15 protein-coding genes are annotated in these 21,698 nt (G+C 35.6%); 7 read left to right on the top strand and 8 right to left on the bottom strand.

All coding sequences use genetic code 11. The features are described 5' to 3' along the window. Positions 1–9 precede the first annotated feature (9 nt). The 5 genes from BUB25_RS15370 to BUB25_RS15350 form a co-directional block, all read right to left on the bottom strand. On the bottom strand, positions 10–747 hold the full coding sequence (locus BUB25_RS15370; protein WP_072945893.1) for a LytR/AlgR family response regulator transcription factor: 738 nt from the start codon (positions 745–747) through the stop codon (positions 10–12). Continuing rightward, complete coding sequence (locus BUB25_RS15365) at positions 747–1,787, bottom strand: sensor histidine kinase (RefSeq protein ID WP_170860237.1); 1,041 nt, start codon at positions 1,785–1,787, stop codon at positions 747–749. Before BUB25_RS15365 ends, BUB25_RS15370 begins: the two co-directional genes overlap by 1 nt. Positions 1,788–2,260: 473 nt before the next feature. Then, positions 2,261–2,881 (bottom strand): L-threonylcarbamoyladenylate synthase, encoded by a 621-nt coding sequence (locus BUB25_RS15360; RefSeq protein WP_072945889.1) that lies wholly within the window; start codon positions 2,879–2,881, stop codon positions 2,261–2,263. 34 nt (positions 2,882–2,915) lie between these two features. Continuing rightward, positions 2,916–5,249 carry an ATP-dependent helicase gene (locus BUB25_RS15355; protein WP_072945887.1) on the bottom strand — a complete coding sequence of 778 codons (2,334 nt, stop codon included), beginning with the start codon at positions 5,247–5,249 and terminating at the stop codon, positions 2,916–2,918. 78 nt (positions 5,250–5,327) lie between these two features. Next, positions 5,328–6,095, bottom strand: coding sequence for a sulfite exporter TauE/SafE family protein (locus BUB25_RS15350; RefSeq protein WP_072945885.1), 768 nt, complete (start codon positions 6,093–6,095; stop codon positions 5,328–5,330). A 150-nt stretch (positions 6,096–6,245) separates the two neighbouring features. Here BUB25_RS15350 and BUB25_RS15345 point away from each other — a divergent pair, with 150 nt between their 5' ends. Beyond that, the gene (locus tag BUB25_RS15345) at positions 6,246–6,767 is read left to right on the top strand and encodes a DUF7935 family protein (protein WP_072945884.1); all 522 of its coding nucleotides are present in this window, start codon (positions 6,246–6,248) and stop codon (positions 6,765–6,767) included. 2 nt (positions 6,768–6,769) lie between these two features. Here BUB25_RS15345 and BUB25_RS15340 read toward each other — a convergent pair whose 3' ends face one another. Both BUB25_RS15340 and BUB25_RS15335 read right to left on the bottom strand, forming a co-directional pair. After that, positions 6,770–7,669, bottom strand: a complete 900-nt coding sequence (locus BUB25_RS15340; RefSeq protein WP_072945882.1) for a patatin-like phospholipase family protein — start codon at positions 7,667–7,669, stop codon at positions 6,770–6,772. Between the two features lie 64 nt (positions 7,670–7,733). After that, complete coding sequence (locus BUB25_RS15335) at positions 7,734–9,794, bottom strand: M1 family metallopeptidase (RefSeq protein ID WP_072945881.1); 2,061 nt, start codon at positions 9,792–9,794, stop codon at positions 7,734–7,736. A gap of 217 nt (positions 9,795–10,011) precedes the next feature. Here BUB25_RS15335 and BUB25_RS15330 point away from each other — a divergent pair, with 217 nt between their 5' ends. Then, positions 10,012–10,746: a Dph6-related ATP pyrophosphatase gene (locus BUB25_RS15330; protein WP_084089660.1), complete on the top strand. Its 735-nt coding sequence runs from the start codon at positions 10,012–10,014 to the stop codon at positions 10,744–10,746. Between the two features lie 211 nt (positions 10,747–10,957). On the opposite strand, the gene BUB25_RS15325 is transcribed toward BUB25_RS15330, so the two are convergent. Further along, positions 10,958–12,160: a sensor histidine kinase gene (locus BUB25_RS15325; RefSeq protein WP_072945878.1), complete on the bottom strand. Its 1,203-nt coding sequence runs from the start codon at positions 12,158–12,160 to the stop codon at positions 10,958–10,960. A 329-nt stretch (positions 12,161–12,489) separates the two neighbouring features. On the opposite strand from BUB25_RS15325, the gene recG reads away from it, so the two are divergent. The 5 genes from recG (at position 12,490) to BUB25_RS15300 (ending at position 21,672) form a co-directional block, all read left to right on the top strand. Beyond that, complete coding sequence (gene recG / locus BUB25_RS15320; protein WP_072945876.1) at positions 12,490–14,595, top strand: ATP-dependent DNA helicase RecG; 2,106 nt, start codon at positions 12,490–12,492, stop codon at positions 14,593–14,595. 279 nt (positions 14,596–14,874) lie between these two features. Continuing rightward, positions 14,875–15,765, top strand: coding sequence for a hypothetical protein (locus BUB25_RS15315; protein ID WP_072945875.1), 891 nt, complete (start codon positions 14,875–14,877; stop codon positions 15,763–15,765). Between the two features lie 354 nt (positions 15,766–16,119). Further along, positions 16,120–17,181, top strand: coding sequence for an efflux RND transporter periplasmic adaptor subunit (locus BUB25_RS15310; RefSeq protein ID WP_072945873.1), 1,062 nt, complete (start codon positions 16,120–16,122; stop codon positions 17,179–17,181). An 80-nt stretch (positions 17,182–17,261) separates the two neighbouring features. After that, positions 17,262–20,357 (top strand): efflux RND transporter permease subunit, encoded by a 3,096-nt coding sequence (locus tag BUB25_RS15305; protein WP_072945871.1) that lies wholly within the window; start codon positions 17,262–17,264, stop codon positions 20,355–20,357. Position 20,358: 1 nt separating this feature from the next. Beyond that, positions 20,359–21,672, top strand: coding sequence for a TolC family protein (locus BUB25_RS15300; RefSeq protein ID WP_106357598.1), 1,314 nt, complete (start codon positions 20,359–20,361; stop codon positions 21,670–21,672). Positions 21,673–21,698 lie beyond the last annotated feature (26 nt).

Here is a 21,698-nt window from a genome sequence, read left to right as displayed (position 1 = left end):
GACGTTTTTTTATGCCTTATACCATTCTAAAAAGGTCTTTATTCTCAATCGGCTGACCACGAAATCAAATTCTTTTGCTTCAGGAATTTGAAGTAGCATTTGACCCTCATTTTTCAATGCTGAGATGTATTTTTTATTGACAAGATACTTTCGGTTGATTCTAAAAAACGACTTTGGTTGAAGTTGTTGTTCTAAGCTATCTAAAGAATTATTAATCACAAATTGCCTGTTTTGATTGGTCAAAATGAAAGTAGCATTGATATCACTAAAAAAACAAATCACTTCATGGGATTCGATTTTTATAATATGGTTCCCAGCAGAAACAATGAAAGAAGTCTTAAATTTATTTTCTATATTTTCTTCCAAAACTTTCCAGTTCAACGCATTTGTAAAACCCGTTTTAAAAGCATTGTATTTTGAAATCATCTTATCCAACTTAGATTCATCAATCGGCTTCAAAAGATAATCAATAGCATTATAATTGAATGCCTTCAATGCAAATTCATCATAGGCCGTGGTGAAGACAATTTTGGATTGTATTTGAATTTTATCCAATATCCTGAAACAATTTCCATCTCTTAGTTTGATATCCATGAAAACCAAATCCGGCTGACTGTTTCCTTCAAACCATTTCAGGGCACTCACAACCGAAGGCAAAATAGCCAAAACGATGTAATCTTTTTTCATTAATATCTTTTCAAGCCGTTTTCCTGCCGGTATTTCATCCTCTATAATTACTGCTGTCATTAAGATTCAAGTGTTAAAATGGGAAGATTTACTTGATGCATGCTTGAACTACCATTAATATCGATTTCTTTATTAGTCAAAATTTTGTAGCGTTTATTAATATTTTCCAAACCTACTTGATTGGATTGCTTGCTGAATTTATTAGAAACGGAATTCTCAATAAGCAAGCCATCATCACTTGTGGAAATTCGTATTTCCAAAGGACTCTCTTCGTCCATCTTGTTATGCTTAAAAACGTTGTCTACAATTTCCTGCAGCGAAAGGGACAATATATATTCGTTTTCTTTTGGAAGAGCGCTAATTTCAAATGAAAAACCATTTTCAAATTTCGCCTTATAAATTTCTAAATATTCTTTTATGAACTCTAATTCCTCTTTCAGTAAAACAAAATCATCGTCTTGATTCTTTAAATAATGACGATAGGTATTCGATAAATGATGACCGAATTCAACCGCTTTCTTAGGATTTATTTCGATAAAAGAAATTAAAGTGTTCAAATTATTGAACAAAAAATGAGGATTCACCTGATTTTTCAATTGCAAATATTCAGCTTCTTTTTTGGAAACGGAATTAGCCAAACTTTTTATTTTAAAAGCTGTCTTTTTTTGCTTATTACGATACAGAAGTACAACCATTAACAATGGACCTGATAAAGTGGAGGGATCAAAAAAAGAATTTAAAAAATGATTATCGTAAACGCGTATCTGTAATCTTAATAGAAAGGTCAGTGATAAAAAAAGTATAAGGACTATCAATAAATTGTTTTGTTTTAACCATGATAAACGTGATAATCCCCAGATTAAAACTAATGAAACACTTGTAACCAAAAGACAATATACCCCTACTTCAATAAAAATAGCAATTAGCTTATTTACGGACAAATAATCAAAAGTAGGGAATGCACTTTCGATTTGAGTCAATATTAACATCATTCCAAATAGGGATACAATAGTACTTACTGACACAATTAATTTAATATAAAAAAGTATTTTTTCATCAAAAACTAATTGGTAGGATTTAGAATATGTTATTAATGTCACACCTAAATAGTCAAATGAAAAAATACAAAGACAAAGAAAATAATTAGAGATTATATACGTATAGAAATTTTTATTAATTATAAAAAAATTTCCTAAAATAAGTACATTGTAAATCAATAGCAAAACAAAAATACATACCACTGAAATCAATAAATTATGCAAAATACTCTCTTTTTTATTTTGTAATTTTTCAAAAATGTATACATAACTAAATGAAGCTACTACAAAATATCCCAAATAAACACTAAATATCAGCGATAGAGAACCTGTAAAATTAGCGCTAAAATTACCTAGAATGACGATAAATGATACTATATAAATAGTGTAAGATAGAATAGTCAGTAAACAAAACTTTTTAAATGCTTTCATAATGCTGTTTTTTAAAATTCAAATCAAAAGTCGTATAATTTGAATTTTAATAAAAAATAAAGATAGTGAAATGCATTTATCGGCTAGTGAATGGTAAATAATCTTTAGATAATATCTACATCACCCTTACCTTCCCTGATTATAACCGGTTCATGTCCTGATAAATCAATAATAGTAGAACCTACGTTGTCACCATAACCTCCGTCAATAACCAAATCGACCAGGTTTTGCCATTTTTCAAAAATAAGCTCTGGATCTGTAGTATATTCGATTACATCATCTTCATCATGAATCGAAGTGGAAACAATAGGATTTCCTAACTGACGTACAATTTCCAAAGCAATGGAATTATCAGGAACCCGAATTCCCACTGTGGTTTTCTTTTTGAATTCCTTTGGCAAGTTATTATTTCCCGGCAAAATAAATGTATAAGGTCCTGGTAAAGCTCTTTTTAACAATTTAAAAGTGGAGGTATCAATTTGCTTCACATAATCTGATAAATTACTCAAATCGTGACAAATAAAAGAAAAATTAGCTTTATCTAATTTAATACCTTTTATTCTGGCGATGCGCTCTAAAGCTTTGGAATTTGTAATATCACAACCCAAACCGTAAACAGTATCTGTTGGATAAATCACCAAACCGCCTTCTTTTAAAACCTTTACTACTTTGGCTATAGCCGCTTCGCTGGGTTTGTCTTCGTATATTTTTATAAATTGAGCCATTTGTTTTGGTTTAAAGTTTCAGACTTAAAGATTTTTATCCAATAATATCCAGTTTTGCAAAACGCAACAATAATTTTTTGATTCCCCCTACTTCGAACTTGATTTCTGCTTTTTTATCAGCACCCACGCCCTCTAAGTTTAAAACTTGCCCTTTGCCAAAACGTTCGTGCATTACCACATTTCCAGCTACTAATTTATTGTCAAACAAATTAGCATTCGCAGACGGAGTATTGGCTGATACTGGTTTTAATTTTCGAATATTTATATCCGCTTTGGGTTCCTTATCCGTAATATATTTTGGAGGCGTCGCATTGGCAGGTTTTGCCAAACGCAGTTTTGATTTATCTACATCTCCAAAAACATCAATATCAATCATCGGTCGATAACGATAATTACTTTCTGCCGGAGTCAGATACTCCAGATATTGCGCATCAATTTCTTCGATAAAACGAGAAGGTTCACTGTCTGTCAACTTACCCCAGCGGTATCTGGATTGGGCATAAGTCAAATAAGCCTGATGCTCCGCCCTTGTCAGCGCAACATAAAACAAGCGTCGTTCCTCCTCCAGTTCCGATCGGGTACTCATACTCATCGCGCTAGGGAACAAATCCTCTTCCATTCCCACCACAAAAACATGGGGAAATTCTAATCCTTTGGCCAAGTGTATGGTCATCAAAGCCACACGGTCTTCGTCGCTGGTGTCTTTATCTAAATCCGTTGCCAATGCTACGTCTTCCATGAATTCAGACAAAGCCCCACGAGCACCATCTATTTCTTTTTGCCCTTCGGTAAAATCCTTAAGTCCGTTTAAGAGTTCTTCGATATTCTGAATTTTTGCCATTCCTTCCGGTGTGGCGTCCTTTTTCAGTTCCTGTACCAATCCCGTTTTTTTAGCAACATGATCGGTGATATAAAAGGCATCCTGATTTTCATTGATGACCTGAAAACTCTGAATCATCGTCACAAAATCTTTCAATCTTTGCTTGGTTCCCGAATTCAGTTTCAAGTCAATTTTATCTATATTTTGCATTACCTCAAATATGGAACGCTTGTAATGATTGGCTGCTACAGTCAACTTCTCAACAGTCGTATCACCAATACCGCGAGCCGGATAATTAATAACGCGCATCAATGCTTCCTCATCTTTTGGATTGATTACCAATCGCAAATAACAGAGTATATCTTTTATCTCTTTCCTTTGATAAAAGGACAATCCTCCATAAATTCGATACGGAATATCTCTTTTTCTCAAGGCATCCTCCATCGCACGGGACTGTGCATTGGTACGGTATAAAATCGCAAACTGACCATTGGTCATTTGGTTTTGCATCTTTTGTTCGAAAATGGTACTGGCAACAAAACGCCCTTCTTCGGCATCGGTCATGCTGCGGTGTATTTTAATCTTTGGACCAAAATCATTGGCTGTCCAAACGATTTTATCCAATTTGACCTTATTTTTATCGATGATCGTATTTGCCGCTTCAACGATATTTCTGGTCGAACGGTAATTCTGTTCGAGTCGGAAGGTTTTTACGCCTTCATAATCTTTCTGGAAATTCAAAATGTTATTGATATTTGCTCCACGGAACGCATAAATACTTTGGGCATCATCACCAACCACACAAATATTTTGGAATTTGTCCGATAAAGCTCTTACAATCAAATATTGGGAATGATTCGTATCCTGATACTCATCCACCAGAATATAACGAAAACGGTTTTGGTATTTGGCTAGAACTTCTGGGAATCGGGTTAGCAACTCATTTGTTTTCAACAACAAATCATCAAAATCCATCGCTCCAGATTTGAAACATCTTTCCACATATCTTTGATACAACTCTCCCATTCTTGGTTTTTTGGACATCGCATCGGCTTCCTGCAAATCGGGATCGTTGAAATAAGCTTTAACAGTGATCAAACTATTTTTAAAATTAGAAATCCTACTCAAAACCTGTTTGGGTTTATAGACATCTCTATCCAATTGCATTTCTTTGATAATCCCGGAGATTGCACGAAGGGAATCCTGGGAATCGTATATCGTAAAATTAGATGGGTAGCCCAAAAGGGAAGCTTCGGAACGCAATATTTTAGCAAAAACAGAGTGAAAAGTTCCCATCCAAAGATTTTTTGCCTCGCTACTTCCAACAATATCAGAAATACGATTTTTCATTTCACGCGCTGCCTTATTGGTAAAGGTAAGCGACAAAATGTTGAATGCATCTATTCCCTGATGCATCAGATAGGCAATTCTTATGGTTAACACACGTGTTTTTCCTGAACCAGCACCGGCAATAATAATCATCGGTCCGTCTTTCTGTAATACGGGTTCGCGTTGGGCTTCGTTAAGTTGGGAAATGTATTTTTGCATTGAAATTTTCTATTTATGCAAAAATAAGAATTTAAGAATTAGAAAGTTCTTAAACAGAAGTAAAAACAGCAATTAATCTTATTTAAAAAAGACATCATAAGCAAAACGAATCAAAGTTCCCACGACAACTACCAAGAAGAAAATGCGAATAAAACCGTTTCCTTTAGAAATAGCCAGTTTAGCACCAATCCACCCACCAAGGGCGTTACTCGCAGCCATAGGCAAAGCGATGGCCCAAATTATTTTTCCTTTGATCATAAATAAGCAGATCGATCCAAAATTAGTCGCCAGATTGACCATTTTAGCATTTGCAGAAGCATGAAGAAAATCAAAACCCATTAAGGCAATAAAAGCAACCACTAAAAAACTACCGGTTCCAGGACCAATAAATCCATCATAAAAACCAACCACAAAACTGATTAGTATTGCATTTAAAATTTGAGTTCTTTCAGAAATATTTCGTTCCACATGTTGTCCGAAATTTTTCTTGGCGTAGGTATAAATCGCTAAAAGCGAAAGGATAAAAAGCAATAAGGGCTTCATAAAATCATTGCTAATATAAGTCAACAAGGTCGATCCTAAAAATGCAGAAGGCAAGGCTACTCCCATCATGACAAACAATAATTTCCAATTCATTTCTACCTTTTTCAGGTATTGAAAAGCAGCAAATGAAGTCCCGCTAAAGGCCGGTATTTTTAAAGTTCCAATAACAGTTGAAACCGGTAAATTGGGCAACAAAATTAAGCCTACAGGAGTTTGAATCAGTCCGCCGCCACCTACAATAGCATCAATAAATCCAGCCGCAAAAGCAGCCAGACAGAGAAAAACAATGATATAAACGTCCATTTATAATTTGCGATAAGAATTAAAGGGAATCTAAACTATTTCAGCCTGATCTTTTTGCCGCAAAAGTAACACTCCCTGTTAACATTCCATTGGAATTGATGCGAATTTATCGGCAAAAAGTATATTTTTGTTTTTCAAAATTTAAACCAAATGGACTCAAACACTATAGTTGACATAATTGCTTTTTCGCTTCCTTCCTTAATAACAGGCGGTGTCGCTTATTTTTTATTCAATTCCCATTTTAAGGATCAACAAAACACACGACGATGGTTGTTGCAAAAAGACAATCAATCAGCCACCTTACCACTTCGTTTACAAGCTTATGAGCGATTGACTTTGTTAATGGAACGCATCAATCCTTCGCAATTAATGGTGCGTATTAATCCGATTTCTGATGATAAAACTGAGTACCAAAATTTTGTAATTGCACAGATCGAACAAGAGTTTGAACATAATTTATCCCAACAAGTTTACATTTCTGATGAATGTTGGTCCATTATTGTAACGGCAAAGAACGCTACTATCCAAATGATTCGACTAGCTGCCAGAAACGAGAAAGTAAAAGACGCAGATGCTTTGCGGGAATTAGTTATTGCTGATTTATTGGAAAAACCGTCTCCAAGCAGTGCTGCTTTGGCTTTTATAAAAAACGAAGTAGGACAGCTGTGGTAAAATCAAATGAGGTTTTCTTTAGGTTCGCTTTTATTCTGAGCGTAATCAAATCCCGTTTTCCACCATTCTTTCATTTTATCATTATTAAATACCAGAGCGTTGTGCGTCAGTTCTATAGGCGTGTAGAAAATATTTAATTTTACATTATTATCAGCTGCGGTTAGTTTTCCTAACAAGATATCATGCTTTTCAATTTGATCCAATTCAATTCGGAATAAATCAATCAATAGTGAAAAGGGATTTTTTCCGATGGCAATTTTAGCGGTTGTCTTTTCGGTTTCCAAAACAATCACATCTATCTCGGTAGCACCGCGAATGATGGCTTGCTGAATAGGTACCAGACTCGAAAATCCTCCATCACCGTAATCAAATCCGTTTATCGAAACCAAACTCATAAAGGGAATATAGTTACTAGAAATCCAAATCCAATTGCAAAATTCATCATAGTTACAATCATGAATGGATTTGTATTCGGCTCTATTTTTAGAAAGGTTCGTAACACTAATCACAATATCTGTTTGCAATGCCTTCAATTGCCTAAAATCATCCATTGTGAAGCTTTCCTTTATATAATTAAGTAACCTTTTACTTTCACCAAAGGTTCTTCTCCTTCTGAAAAACTGTTTGATTATATTGAAATGATTAATTGTTACAGTGTCAATTCCGTTTTTGTTTTTAACAATAAAAGGATTAACATCAAAGATTTTAGCCATATTAACCTCAGTAAAAGCACTATAAATTTTATCAATTTTTCCTAAAGCCAAATGAGGAATAAGCAGGCTTCCAGTTGAAGTTCCAATGAACAGATCGTAGTTTTTATTTTTATTTTGCAATAAATATTGAGCCACACCTCCAGCAAAAGCGCCCTTACTTCCGCCACCAGAAATCACCAATGCTTTCATAACTATTTTATAAAAATCATACAGAAATCATTAAAAACCAGCTTACAATCACTTAAATATAAGACTAATTTAACAATCTATTCAATTGAAATTGCTCTTTTTCATTCAAATCAGGCATAATGCGTTCAAATGAAGTTCTCCACTCCTTATTTTTCAGCAAAGTGCGAATAGTATCTCTTCCATATTTAGAAAATTGCCACATATGATGCGTCGTGGCATTGACAAGATTTTTCAGAACGTCATCGTCAATCAATTTAAAACTAACGAGCTTCTCTAATGCATTTTGTCTTGTAATCGCTTCAAAAGCCGGTGACGAATACTGAACCAATTCCTTTATAAGTTTTTCCTTGTCTACAGTATAATTTGGTGTCGAAATCGACAACGATAACCACAGTGTTTTTAGATTAAAATCGTTGAAACCAATCCAATCTTTTGATCTGTCCAAATAATCAATACGGAATTCCGGGAAATTATTCCACAAATTGTATAAGGCTATTTCCTGGGTTTGATAAGAACGATCATCGAGTAAACTCTCATATTGCAGCCTGAAATCTTCTGGAATTTTTGACAATGAAGCGGCTACCGCTTGGCGCACTTGGATATTTTTAGTTTCCAAAGCAAGCTCGAGCAGTTGCTTTTTAGCTTCAAATTTTTCATTTTTTAGCTGGCCGACCACCGCTTCTTTTATGGCGGAATACGCCTTCGATTTTAAAATTTCGACAAAAAACTCCTCTTTCTCTGCCAGTGTTTTTTTCTTGGCCTGTTCCACTTCAAACAACAGCTTCATCGCTTTATTCTTATTAAGCAATTTATTGATTTCTTGACTATCAGCTACACTTGATTCAAGCCAGACTTTACTAAAATTATTGGTGTCAAAATCTGATACTCTATTGATTTCATCCCAAAAATCCTGAGTGGTAACCGTTTTAAAAGCATTCTTTTTCAAATAGTTTCGTACCGCTTTTTTAAATGCCTTATCTCCTATTGCTTCATGCAATGCAAACAAGGTCCAAGCGCCTTTTTGATAGAAACTTAACGAACTCGCCTTTTCATTCAAAACCGGAATCGTGTCCGTTCTCGAAGCATATTTTATTTGCTGAGCGGATTCGTATAATTTGGAATAAAAATAATCCTCACCAAAGATTTCCCTTTCGGCCAGCAAAGCGTAATAGGTTGCAAAACCTTCCTGCAACCAATGGTGTTTCCCGCTTTGGGCAGTGACTAAATCTCCAAACCATTGGTGTGCCAATTCATGCGCATTGACATTGATGTAGTTGCGGTCTTCAAAACCAATGGAATCAACAACATATCGGCTCGAAAACAGCGTCGCAGAGGTATTTTCCATGCCCGCGTACAAGAAATCCCGAACCGGATTTTGTTTGTAAATTTTCCAAGGATATTTCATTCCTATTTCTTTTTCCAAAAAGTCAAACATTCTTTTTGAATAGCGATAAGTAGGCTCCAATTTGTCCGTGTCTTTTGGCTCAAAATACATTTCCAAAGGAATCCCAGACTTTGATTTTTGAACGTTTTTTTCAAATTTTCCAATAGCCAGCATCAACAAATAAGAGCTCATCGGTTTTTGCATTTTATAGCTCCAAGTCAAAATTCCATTTATTTCCGACTTAGCCTTCAAAATACCATTTGAAATTACTTGGTAATCTTTGTCAAAAGCAATTTCCAAACTGAATACCACTTTCTCATTCACATCATCAAAACTCGGAAACCAATGACTGCTATATTTTCCTTGACCTTGTGTCCAAATCTGTAAATCATCAGCCGCGGCAGAACCTACAAAATACAAAGTTTGTTTGGGTTTGGCCTGATAGTGGAATGTCAATTGGTTATTCCCTTTTTTAAACGGAAAAATAATTTGCAATTCTTTGTTGGTATTTCGATAATTGATGGGATTCCCATTGAGTTTCAAATCTGAAAATTCCATATTTTGAGCGTCGATTTTAATCGTGTCGATGGGTTTCAATACTTCAAAATCATAGTTTACATCACCAGAAATAGATTTAGCCGTTGCATTAATCGCTATTTTTCCTAAAACCGATTTAAAATCAACAAATTGGGTCTGTTGCGCAAATGTGAAAGAAGATATTAAAAGAAAAAGGTATTTCATTCTAATTAAATTTAATGGAATCCGTATTCCAATTTTTGGGGTTGTTTAATCAAACGAATTATAATTCCAATTTTTCAATCGATTGGACTCTATTTGATATCTATTTTTATACAAGAACATCCCTGAGATTTTTGTGATTTTCAAAGTTACAAAGGTTTCACGAACTAATCCGACTAATTTTGTAAGTTTACCCACAGAAATACACAAAACAATGACATTGAAAAAGAAAGCCTTATTTAACTGGAGCAGCGGCAAAGATTCAGCCTTGGCCTTATATAAAATTTCACAGCATCCCGAATTCGAAATTAGCTGTTTGCTGACCAGTGTAAATCAGGAGTTTCAACGCATTTCGATGCACGGCGTTCGGGTAGAATTATTGGAACAACAGGCGAAAAGCATTGGCTTGCCCCTTGAAATAATGCAAATTCCCGAAATGCCCACGATGGAAGTCTACGAAAAGGTCATGCTGGAAACATTGGCAAAACTAAAAGACCAAGGCGTTACTCATTCCGTTTTTGGCGATATTTTTTTGGAAGATTTGCGCAAATACAGAGAGGATAAATTGGTGGATATCGGTTTTGAAGGTATTTTTCCGCTTTGGAAAACTCCAACAAAAGATTTGATTCAGGAATTTATTTCATTAGGTTTTAAAACGATAGTGGTATGTGTAAATGAGCGATTCCTCGACAAAAGTTTTGTAGGCCGTGTGATTGATCAGGATTTTATTGACGATTTGCCTGAAAACGTAGATGTTTGTGGCGAAAACGGTGAATATCACACCTTTACCTTTGACGGTCCCATTTTCTCCAAGCCTATTGATTTTGAAATTGGCGAAATCGTGTACCGAAAATATGAAAAACCAAAAGAACATTCCTCTGATACCGCTTGCGACAGCAGTGCAACCGATGCCTTTGATTACGGATTTTGGTATTGTGATTTGGTGGAAAAATAGCATTTAAAAAAAGTGTTACCCTAAACTGATTACTGATTCAAAATCAATAGGTTACAATACTTTATCACTAAATCCATCGATATTTAACATTATTCTTTTTAGCATCAATATTAGTATAAAAAAACACCGAAGTCATTTAACTTCGGTGCGTTCTATTATTTATTTTCTAAAATTGTATTTGGAAAATATTACTATATAGCAATTCAGTCTACTATTTTGCTATTGTGAAAGTAAATTTTGATCCATTTCCCATTTCAGATTCCACATAAATAGTACCTCCTAACTCTTCCACCATTTTTTTTACAGTAGCAAGTCCTATTCCGTTTCCTCTTTCTCCAAAACGATCTTGATTTGATAGAACTTCAAATAGCTGGAAAATTCTTTCATAATCTTCTTTTAAAACACCTGGACCATTATCCTTAACGGAAATTTTATAAAAATCTTCGTCTTCCAACAATTCAATTTCAATATCAGTAATTTCTTTATCATTATATTTTATTGCATTTGCAATCAAATTTATCAATATTTGTTCTATTGCGGTTTTATTTGTTTTTATTGAATCAACATTTGATTTGAATGTAATGGAACAGTTATTTTTAAAAATAAAAAGGTTTGAAATTTCGTCTATTAAAATTTTAAAATTAATTTCTGTTTTATTTTCCGCTAACATTTTATCGGTTTTACTGTATTCCAGTAAACCGTCAATCATTTGTCTCAACTTGTCGGAAGAACTTTTAATTAACTGAATAATCTCTTGTCCTTCTTCGTCTATTGATGAACTGTAATTTTCAATAAAAAACTCAGCAAGTCCCGATACATTGGCTAATGGCGATTTTAAATCATGAGCTGCAATTTTGGCAAATCTTTCTAACTCCTCATTTTTCTTTTCAAGTTTTTCCATTGTTTTCTTCAATTCCAAAGTCTTCAATCGCAATTCCAATAATTTCATGGTTTGATCAGAAAGTGCTTTTAAAGAATGTATTTGATTTTGACTTAATGTCTTTGGTTTATGGTCAATTACACAAAACGATCCAATTGGTAATCCCTTTTCATTAATTAAAGGAATTCCTGCATAAAATATCACTTTTGGCTCTCCTAAAACGATTGGATTATCATGAAAACGTACATCTTGTCTGCTATCTTCAATGATAAAAACATCATCCGGATCATTTATCACATGGGCACAAAAGGAAAACTCTCTGGATGTTTCAGAAATATCCAGACCGTGATGGGACTTAAACCATTGCCGATCTTTATCAATTAAACTAATAAGAGAAATTGGTGTGCCACATATTTCGGCTGCAATTGCTGTTAAATTATCATAATCAATTTCTGGAAGTGTATCCAATATAGAATAGGATTCTAAAAATTTGATTCTTTCCTCTTCCCTTCTATGCTTTTCTGGCGCAATCATAAATTTAGTTTATTTCAATTTTTTAAAATGTAGTTCCCGTTTTATTTGATGCAATTACTTTAGAAAACAAATCGTCCAAAGTCTTATTAGCATTAATATTTTTCAAAAATACAGCTTATTTTTTAAGTATGAATTCAGATAAAGGAATATAAAATCAGATAAAATTCATTATAGACGTAAAAAAAAATTATCTGAAATTTATCTATTTTCGAATATCCAAACAAAAAACTATCTTCGCTTTTTAAAAAAGAGAAAAGAAAATAGAACAAAGAAAAAGACTCCGAACTTCTATATTCTGTTCTCTCTATTCTATTTTCCAAAAAGACAAAATGAACAATCTCCTGCTTACCCCTATTGAATACCTCAAAGGCGTTGGTCCCAATCGGGGCGAATTGCTGCGCAAGGAACTGGGGATTCACAAGTACGGCGATTTAATCAATTTGTATCCCAACCGCTACATTGACCGAACCCGTTATTACAAAATCAACGAATTGCAAAATAATGCGGCCGAAGTACAGATTATTGGCAAAATTATCAATGTCAAAACGGTTGAGTTTGCCAAAGGCCGAAAACGCCTGGTGGCAACTTTTGTGGATGATACCGGCCAGATGGAATTGGTCTGGTTTCAAGGACATAAATGGATTCGCGAATCTCTAAAAATCAATGAAGTAATTGTGATTTTTGGGAAATGCACTTCGTTCAACGGCATGTACAATATGGCGCATCCCGAAATTGAATTGCTAAGCGAACACGAGCAAAGTTTACGCTCGGCCATGCAAGCCATTTATCCTTCGACAGAAACGCTAAGCAATCGCGGGATTTCAAACCGAACCATCAACAAAATGATGCAGCAACTGTTTCTGGAAACACAAGCCTTATTTACAGAAACTTTGCCGGATTACTTAATCCAACAATTACAGCTTATTCCTAAAAAAGCGGCTTTATTCAACATCCATTTTCCAAAAAGTGCCGAAGCTTTGGCGAAAGCCCAATACCGCTTAAAGTTTGAAGAATTGTTCTTTATCCAATTGCAATTGATCATGAAAAACCTGATTCAGAAGCACAAAATAAAAGGACATCCTTTTACAATTGTAGGCGAGTTTTTTAATGAATTTTATCAAAATCACCTGCCTTTTGAACTTACGGGAGCGCAAAAAAGAGTGATTAAAGAAATAAGGGCTGATATGGGTAGTAATGCTCAAATGAACCGATTACTACAAGGCGATGTAGGTTCCGGAAAAACCATTGTGGCTTTTATGAGCATGCTTTTGGCGATCGACAACGGCTTTCAAGCCTGTTTGATGGCGCCTACGGAAATCTTGGCAAATCAACATTTTATAGGTCTTTCAGAATTAGCTAATAAGCTGAATATAAACATAAAAATACTCACGGGTTCCAGTAAAACTGCCAGTCGAAAATTAATCCATGAAGAGTTAGAAAACGGAACTTTACAAATACTAATTGGTACACATGCCTTACTGGAAGACAAAGTAAAATTCAAAAATTTAGGCTTGGCCGTTATTGACGAGCAACACCGTTTTGGCGTCGAGCAGCGCTCTAAATTATGGAAAAAAAACACCATTCCGCCCCACGTTTTGGTAATGACCGCCACTCCTATTCCGCGCACTTTGGCGATGAGTTTATACGGCGACTTAGATATTTCGGTAATTGACGAATTGCCTCCGGGTCGAAAACCCATACAAACCGTGCATCGTTTTGACTCCAACCGACTGAAAGTTTGGAAATTCATCCGAGATGAAATTGCCATTGGCAGACAAATTTACATTGTTTACCCATTAATTCAAGAATCCGAAAAAATGGATTTCAAGGATTTGATGGACGGTTACGAGAGTATCTCCCGTGATTTCCCTTTGCCTCAGTATTCTATTTCCATTTTGCACGGAAAAATGAAACCGGCGGATAAAGATGCTGAAATGAAACGCTTTTCGGAAGGGAAAACCAATATTATGGTCGCTACCACCGTGATTGAAGTGGGCGTCAATGTGCCTAATGCTTCGGTGATGATTATTGAAAGTGCGGAGCGTTTTGGCCTTTCCCAACTCCATCAGCTAAGAGGTCGTGTGGGTCGTGGTGCCGATCAGAGTTATTGTATCCTGATGACAAGTCACAAATTGAGCAGCGATAGTAAAACCCGAATGGAAACCATGGTAAGTACCAATGACGGCTTTGAAATCGCTGAAGTCGACCTGAAACTTCGTGGCCCCGGAAACCTGATGGGGACCCAACAAAGTGGTGTCCTTAACCTTCAAATCGCCGATATTGTAAGAGACAGAGATATCTTGGCTTTAGCCAGAGAACATGCCCAGAAAATCCTTAGCGCCGATGCCCCGTTACAGAAACCAGAACACGCCACACTGAGAGCCGTATATATAGAACTTACCAAAAAGAAAAACATCTGGAATTATATAAGTTAAATCTTCTATATTTCAGTATTTAATTGTCCACTCTCGTTCTACAATTTTAATAACTTCTCTAGACAATTTGCTTTTTAGACGACAATACTGCCAATTCATAATATATTATGTTAGTTCACACATAATATTGTGCTAATAGTTTAAAAACAATGCATTTAGACGTTAAATTTTCAACTTAATCGTTTATATTACTAATCCTACATGCAGATTGAAAAATATTATTAATATTTGTTTCTAATTAATACGAATAACTTTGTAATTAACTAAAAATCAATCCAAATGAAGAAAATCATTTTAACCCTTGCAATTGCTATATCGATGATAAGCTGCAGTAATGAACCGCTTGATGTTACTACAGAAGCTGTCGTAGGTAGTAACCTAACAGCCAAAAAAATGGCAATAACTACAACTGTACTTCCAAGTTCTGATTATGCTTTAGAAACTTATCTAAATTGCAATGACAATTGCATTGCAAAAGACAGTCAAACTTTTTTTGGAAAATCTGATCAACAAACCGTTTCATGGGGAGGAGACAAGTTTTCAAAAACCGTTTATATCAAATATTTCAACACACGTACTCACTTTGTTCTTCAAGTTCTAAGTACTGAGGGTTATTCTGACCTCGTGATCGATGGCATTCCTTCAGGAATTAAAGCTGCACCAAACACTTGGGCAAATTATACGTTTCCTCTTAAGGCAGACTGGAAAGCTTGCGATGCAGTTAATCTGAAATTACAAGTGGCTGGAAATGGTCCACAAGGGGTATTTGACGTAAGTTACAACCTTGTTGGATTGTGCCCTGAAATTAGCACATGCGAAAACTTATTTACAGGTAAAGCAATTTCTTGTGGAACATCCCGTGAAGCTGAATATACTTTTACCTCAAAAGAAGCTTTATCTAATTTAAAAATTCAAGGTGGTTTAACTAATTTCACCGGTTCTGATGCAGTGGTTACGATAGTAGGTGGTACTTTAACTCATTCACAAAAAACTCCAGGCGGAAGCTCTAATAGAGTGATAACTATTGAAGGAAGTGTGGGAGCATGTGAAATAGTAAAAATCAAAGTAAAATGGAATTCATCTAATAGTGGTGGTATAATTACTGGCGATTGGTCCGCTAGTGGTACAGGTGTTGCTGTTGCTCCTATACAAGGTCTAACTTGCAATTAACAAAATTTAAAATATAAAGAAAAAGAGAGCAAATGCTCTCTTTTTTTATGCCGAAAATTTCCAATTCTTAAATAGTAAACATTTTCAAATAAAATATTTTTCCCTTTTTCTTTAAACCTTTTTAGCATTTTAACATCTTATTACGATTGATATCCACTGATTTTCTGAATTTATAAATGTTGTTTTCCATTACTATTTCTGAGGATTCATTAGTTTTTTTTTTTATTTATTAAAAATATCTGTATAGACAAACGTTAAATAAAAATTAACAAATTGCTGATTCCGAATTGAAAACCTAAATTTGTTTTTTAACATAAAATTACAAAACGCTAATCCTCACTTTACCTAATAACCATGAAAATAAAATACATTATATACACCTTATTGATTGTTGGCTTTGGTTCACTTATAACATATCGGATTATAGAAAATAAAAACAATTCCGGTGACACTAAGGACAAATCCGGTAAACCCAACGCGACCACAGTAAGCGGAATAGTGGTGCAAACCCAAAATTTTGACAACAATCTGTCTCTTTCGGGTTCGCTTGAAGCCAATGAGCAGGTCGAGATTCGATCTGAAGTTTCGGGAATTGTTGAAAGCATTAACTTTCAGGAAGGAAGCAATGTCACTAAAGGCCAATTGCTTTTTAAAGTAAATGATCAGGAGTTAAGAGCACAACTGAGTCAGGCCAATACCAAAGAAAACCTAGCATCCGAAAACGAAAGACGAGCCAAACTGTTATTGCAAAAAGAAGCGATAAGTCAGGAAGAATATGATGTAGCCAAAGCAGAATATGCCTCAACAAAGGCACAAAGCCAATTGATCAAAGCCCAAATTGCAAAAACTTCAGTTAAAGCTCCTTTTTCAGGAAAGATAGGATTGCGCGCCATATCAGTAGGAACTTATATCACACCGGCTATTTTAGTGGCCAAACTGGTTAATATCAGCAAACTTAAAATCACTTTTTCTATTCCTGAAAAATATGCAAGCCAGATAAAAACTAACGCTAATTTGAGTTTTTCTGTTGATGGCTCTACCGATAAATATACCGCTAAAGTGTATGCTATAGAACCTGCCGTTGAAATCGCCACCAGAACCTTACAGGTTCGGGCCATTGCCGAAAATAAAGACGGAAAGTTATTACCGGGTACTTTTGCCAATGTAGAACTGCCTTTGGATATTATAAAAGATGCCATAATTGTCCCAACCGAGGCGATTATACCGGTTCAAAACGGAAGAAAAGTTTTTATTTCCAGCAACGGCCAGGCCAAAGAAGTTATGGTAGAAACTGCAACAAGGACAGCTACTTCCGTTTTAGTGCTTTCTGGATTGAAAGCGGGAGACACGGTTTTAACCAGCGGAGTTATGAGTCTGAAAAACGAAACGCCGGTAAAAGTCAAAGTTAAATTGTAAGTTATGAATTTTAAATTTAGGTGCTTCAGACCTAAAACCAATCTCATAATTCATAAACATAATTTATAATTTTAAAAAAAATGAGTTTATCTACATTAAGCATAAAAAGACCCGTATTTACAATTGTTATCAATTTGACGATCGTTTTATTCGGAATTATTGGTTACAGTTATCTGGGTGTCAGGGAATTTCCTTCGATAGATCCTGCTCAAATTTCCATCCGAACCAATTATACCGGGGCTAATGCCGACATCATTGAGTCGCAAATTACCGAGCCGCTGGAAAAAGCAATCAATTCAATTGATGGAATCCGAAACATAACTTCGTCCAGTGCTCAAGGAAGCAGCAATATTACGGTCGAATTTAATTTAAGTAAAAACCTCGAAGAAGCCGCCAATGATGTTCGCGATAAAGTTTCGCAGGCCGTAAGAAGCTTGCCCCAAGACATTGATGCGCCTCCAGTAGTTTCTAAGGCTGATGCCAATGGCGAAGCGATTATTTCGATGACCGTTCAAAGTGATACCCGAAATGCGCTTGAATTGAGCGACTATGCCGAAAACGTAATCGGACAACGATTAGAAACCATTCCCGGTGTGAGCGGTATTCAAATTTGGGGACAAAAAAGATACGCAATGCGATTGTGGATTGATCCTGTGAAATTAGCCTCATACGGTTGCACAGTGGCCGAAGTTCGTGCCGCACTAAACAAGCAAAACGTTGAACTGCCTTCGGGAAAATTAACCGGAGACAATACCGAACTGACGGTAAAAACCGTTGGGAATCTCTCTAAAGCTGAAGAATTCAACAATATCATTATCCGATCTGAAGGGGAAAAAACAGTTCGTTTCAGCGATATTGGTACAGCCAGTCTTGGTCCTGAAAATTTAGAAACTAAAATGAGTGAATCCGGTGCGCCTTTAGTGGGTGTGGCTATTGTTCCTCTTCCCGGAGCCAATTACTTGGATATTTCGGCAGCATTTTATAAAGAATTCCAAGCTTTAAAAAAGGATTTACCTAAAGACATCAAATTAAACATTGCCATTGACAGTACTCTTTTTGTCAAAAAATCAGTCATCGAAGTGGCCGAAACTTTAGGCATCTCGATCATTCTGGTAATTTTAATCATCTACTTATTTTTTAGAGATTGGGCCATTGCTTTCAGACCATTAATTGATATCCCGGTTTCCCTGATTGCTACTTTTTTCATTATGTGGCTTTTCGGATTTTCGATAAATGTATTGACTTTGCTTGCCATTGTCCTTGCAACCGGGCTTGTAGTCGATGATGGAATCGTAGTTACCGAGAATATCTTCAAAAAAGTGGAAGAAGGCATGTCGCCAATTGAGGCCGCCATAAAAGGTTCAAACGAGATCTTTTTTGCGGTAATTTCGATCTCCATAACTCTGGCAGCCGTTTTCCTTCCTGTAATTTTCCTCGAAGGTTTTGTTGGACGACTATTCCGGGAATTTGGTGTCGTCATTGGTGCTGCAGTATTAATCTCGGCCTTTGTTTCTTTGACTTTAACCCCTATGCTGAATGCGTATTTGATGAAAGGCGGCGAACAAAAGAAATCTAAATTTTATCTTCTTACTGAACCTTATTTCCAGAGATTAAACAGCGGTTATGCCAATGCTTTGGAGAATTTCATGAGAAGAAAATGGATGAGTTTCCCTATTCTAATTGCTTGTTTTGGATTAATATATTTGTTTTTTAATTTACTTCAAAAAGAAACCGCGCCTTATGATGACCGAAGCGCATTGGTGATGAGCATGACTACTCCCGAAGGTTCATCTTATGAATATACCGATCGATTTATGCAGGAAATATCACAACTTATAAATGATTCTATTCCTGAAAAGAAAGTAAGTTTAGTAATCACTTCCCCTGGATTTGGTTCTTCTTCGGTAAATAGTGGGCGAATTCGAATCGCCTTGGTAGAACCTAACGAAAGAACAAGATCACAGAAGGAAATCGCCGAAAAGCTGACCAAGTTGACCAAGAAATATTCGGAAGCAAAAACATCGGTGATAGAGCAGCCTACAATTGCAGTAAACAGACGTGGCGGTTTGCCGATTCAGTATATTATTCAGGCACCCAATTTTGAAAAGTTGAGAGAAAAAATCCCTTTGTTTATGGACGAAGTATCTAAAGATCCTACTTTTTCAACAACAGATGTAAATCTAAAATTCAATAAGCCGGAAATCAACGTGACCATAAACAGGGAAAAAGCCGAGAGTTTGGGCATTTCTGTAATCGATATTGCACAAACTTTGCAATTATCATTGAGTGGCCAGCGTTTTGGTTATTTTATGAGAAATGGAAAACAATACCAGGTCATTGGACAATTTGATCAAAAAGACCGTTCCAAACCAATGGATTTAACCTCTATGTTTGTCAAAAACAATAATGGACAATTGATTCAGATGGATAATGTGGTGACGATAGAGGAACAAAGTAATCCGCCGCAGCTGTACCATAATAACAGATATATGTCGGCCACCGTTTCAGCGGGGCTGGCTCCGGGCAAAAGTATCAGCGATGGTATCGATGCGATGAACGAAATAAAAAGCAAAGTTCTGGACGATACCTTTACTACTGATTTAGGGGGAGAATCCAGAGATTTTGTCGAAAGTAGTTCTAATACTTCTTTCGCATTTGGATTGGCATTGTTGCTGATTTTCCTAATTCTGGCGGCACAATTTGAAAGTTTTATCGATCCTTTTATTATTATTTTGACGGTACCTATGGCGGTTGCCGGAGCTTTATTTTCGCTATGGTTATTCGGCCAGACCTGGAATATTTTTAGCCAGATTGGTACGGTAATGCTTATTGGTTTGGTAACTAAAAACGGAATTTTGATTGTTGAATTTGCGAATCAACTCCGGGAACAGGGCAAATCCAAATTAGAAGCTATACTGGAAGCTTCAGAAGCGAGGCTGCGCCCTATTTTGATGACCAGTTTAGCCATTTCACTGGGAGCTTTGCCTATTGCTTTGTCTCTTGGAGCCGCTTCTGTAAGCAGAATGGGAATGGGAGTTGTTATCGTTGGGGGAACTATTTTCTCTTTGGTTTTAACCTTATTTGTAATTCCGGCCCTGTATTTAATGTGGTCTAAAGCACGAAAACATTATCCTGAATTTGACCATATCGATGAATTTGAAAAAGAAAGTAAATAAAATGAAGTATTCTAAAATAGTATTTCACAGTTCGGTTTTGTTTTTCTTATGCGTTCTTAACAGCAATGCACAAGAGTACCTAACCGTTGAAGATGCCGTAAAAATTGCATTAGAAAACAATTATCAAATCAAAATTGCTAAAAATGATTTAAAAATTAGCGAAACTAATGTATCTGCTGGAAATGCGGGTATGTTACCCAGAGCTACCGCTTCGATTGTTGACAATAATGGTATTCAAAACCTGAGTCAAACCCGAAGCGACGGAACGGTCAACAAATTGGATAATGCCAAAAATAATAGTTTGAATTATGGGGTAACTCTGGATTGGACAGTCTTTGATGGTATGAAAATGTTTGCCAAAAGAGACCAATTGAAAGAGTTGCAAAAACTAGGCGAAACCCAATTAAAGTTGACAATTTTGACTAAAATAAGTGATGTCAATGCCACTTATTTTGACTTGGTACAGCAACAACAGCAATTGGCTGCCTTAGACTCTACGCTGGTAATTTCAAATCAACGATTGACCTTGGCGCAAAATCGCTTTAAAATCGGAAAAGCTTCAAAACTGGAAGTTTTAAATGCTCAAGTAGACTTAAATACTGACAAAGTTACCTTATTGAGACAAAAAGAATTGTATGCCAATACAAAAATTCTGTTGAACCAAATTCTCGCCAGAGCCACCACTTCAGAATTTGTGGTTGCAGATCAAATTGTTGTGGATCAAGGTTTATTGCTTTCTGAATTGACCGCTTTGGCAGAAAAACAAAATCCAGAATTAAAAGCTCAAATTATAAATAAAAGAGTTAGCGAATTGCAGTTGAAACAAATTAAAGCAGTAAGATATCCAACGGTAAAAGTGAATACAGGCTATAATTTCTCTGAGAGTCAATCTAGTCTTGGTTTTACAACCCAATCCTCAGCCAGAGGACTAAATTATGGTTTTAGCGCTACATTAAATTTATTTGATGGTTTTGCTCAAAACAGAAATGAAAAAATCGCTTCTATTGCTGTTGAAAATTCAAAAATATTGATAGAGGAACAAACTTTGGCATTAAATACACAATTATCAACAGCTTATCAAACCTATTTGACTAATCTGGAATTGATTAGTCTGGAAGAAAAAAATGAAGCGATTGCCAAACAAAATCTGGATATTACATTGGATAAATTTCGCATTGGAACTATAACTACCTTGGAGTTTAGAACAGCTCAATTGAATCATGTCAATGCAAAAGTACGTAATAGTAATGCCCAGTTTCAGGCTAAATTATCTGAAATTGCACTTAAAGAATTAGCCGGAACAATTAATTTTTAAATTAAATTTGCGAAAATATTTCGCCT

It is taken from the genome of Flavobacterium granuli, assembly GCF_900129705.1.
In the GTDB taxonomy this organism is placed as follows: domain Bacteria; phylum Bacteroidota; class Bacteroidia; order Flavobacteriales; family Flavobacteriaceae; genus Flavobacterium; species Flavobacterium granuli.
This window is presented reverse-complemented; position numbering and strand designations above follow the sequence as displayed.

Coding starts and splice junctions, on each gene's coding strand:
- BUB25_RS15305 (WP_072945871.1), top strand. CDS start 17,262: ATGAGTTTATCTACATTAAGCATAAAAAGACCCGTATTTACAATTGTT.
- BUB25_RS15300 (WP_106357598.1), top strand. CDS start 20,359: ATGAAGTATTCTAAAATAGTATTTCACAGTTCGGTTTTGTTTTTCTTA.
- BUB25_RS15325 (WP_072945878.1), bottom strand. CDS start 12,160: ATGATTGCGCCAGAAAAGCATAGAAGGGAAGAGGAAAGAATCAAATTT.
- BUB25_RS15335 (WP_072945881.1), bottom strand. CDS start 9,794: ATGAAATACCTTTTTCTTTTAATATCTTCTTTCACATTTGCGCAACAG.
- BUB25_RS15345 (WP_072945884.1), top strand. CDS start 6,246: ATGGACTCAAACACTATAGTTGACATAATTGCTTTTTCGCTTCCTTCC.
- BUB25_RS15370 (WP_072945893.1), bottom strand. CDS start 747: ATGACAGCAGTAATTATAGAGGATGAAATACCGGCAGGAAAACGGCTT.
- BUB25_RS15310 (WP_072945873.1), top strand. CDS start 16,120: ATGAAAATAAAATACATTATATACACCTTATTGATTGTTGGCTTTGGT.
- BUB25_RS15340 (WP_072945882.1), bottom strand. CDS start 7,669: ATGAAAGCATTGGTGATTTCTGGTGGCGGAAGTAAGGGCGCTTTTGCT.
- recG (WP_072945876.1), top strand. CDS start 12,490: ATGAACAATCTCCTGCTTACCCCTATTGAATACCTCAAAGGCGTTGGT.
- BUB25_RS15315 (WP_072945875.1), top strand. CDS start 14,875: ATGAAGAAAATCATTTTAACCCTTGCAATTGCTATATCGATGATAAGC.
- BUB25_RS15355 (WP_072945887.1), bottom strand. CDS start 5,249: ATGCAAAAATACATTTCCCAACTTAACGAAGCCCAACGCGAACCCGTA.
- BUB25_RS15350 (WP_072945885.1), bottom strand. CDS start 6,095: ATGGACGTTTATATCATTGTTTTTCTCTGTCTGGCTGCTTTTGCGGCT.
- BUB25_RS15360 (WP_072945889.1), bottom strand. CDS start 2,881: ATGGCTCAATTTATAAAAATATACGAAGACAAACCCAGCGAAGCGGCT.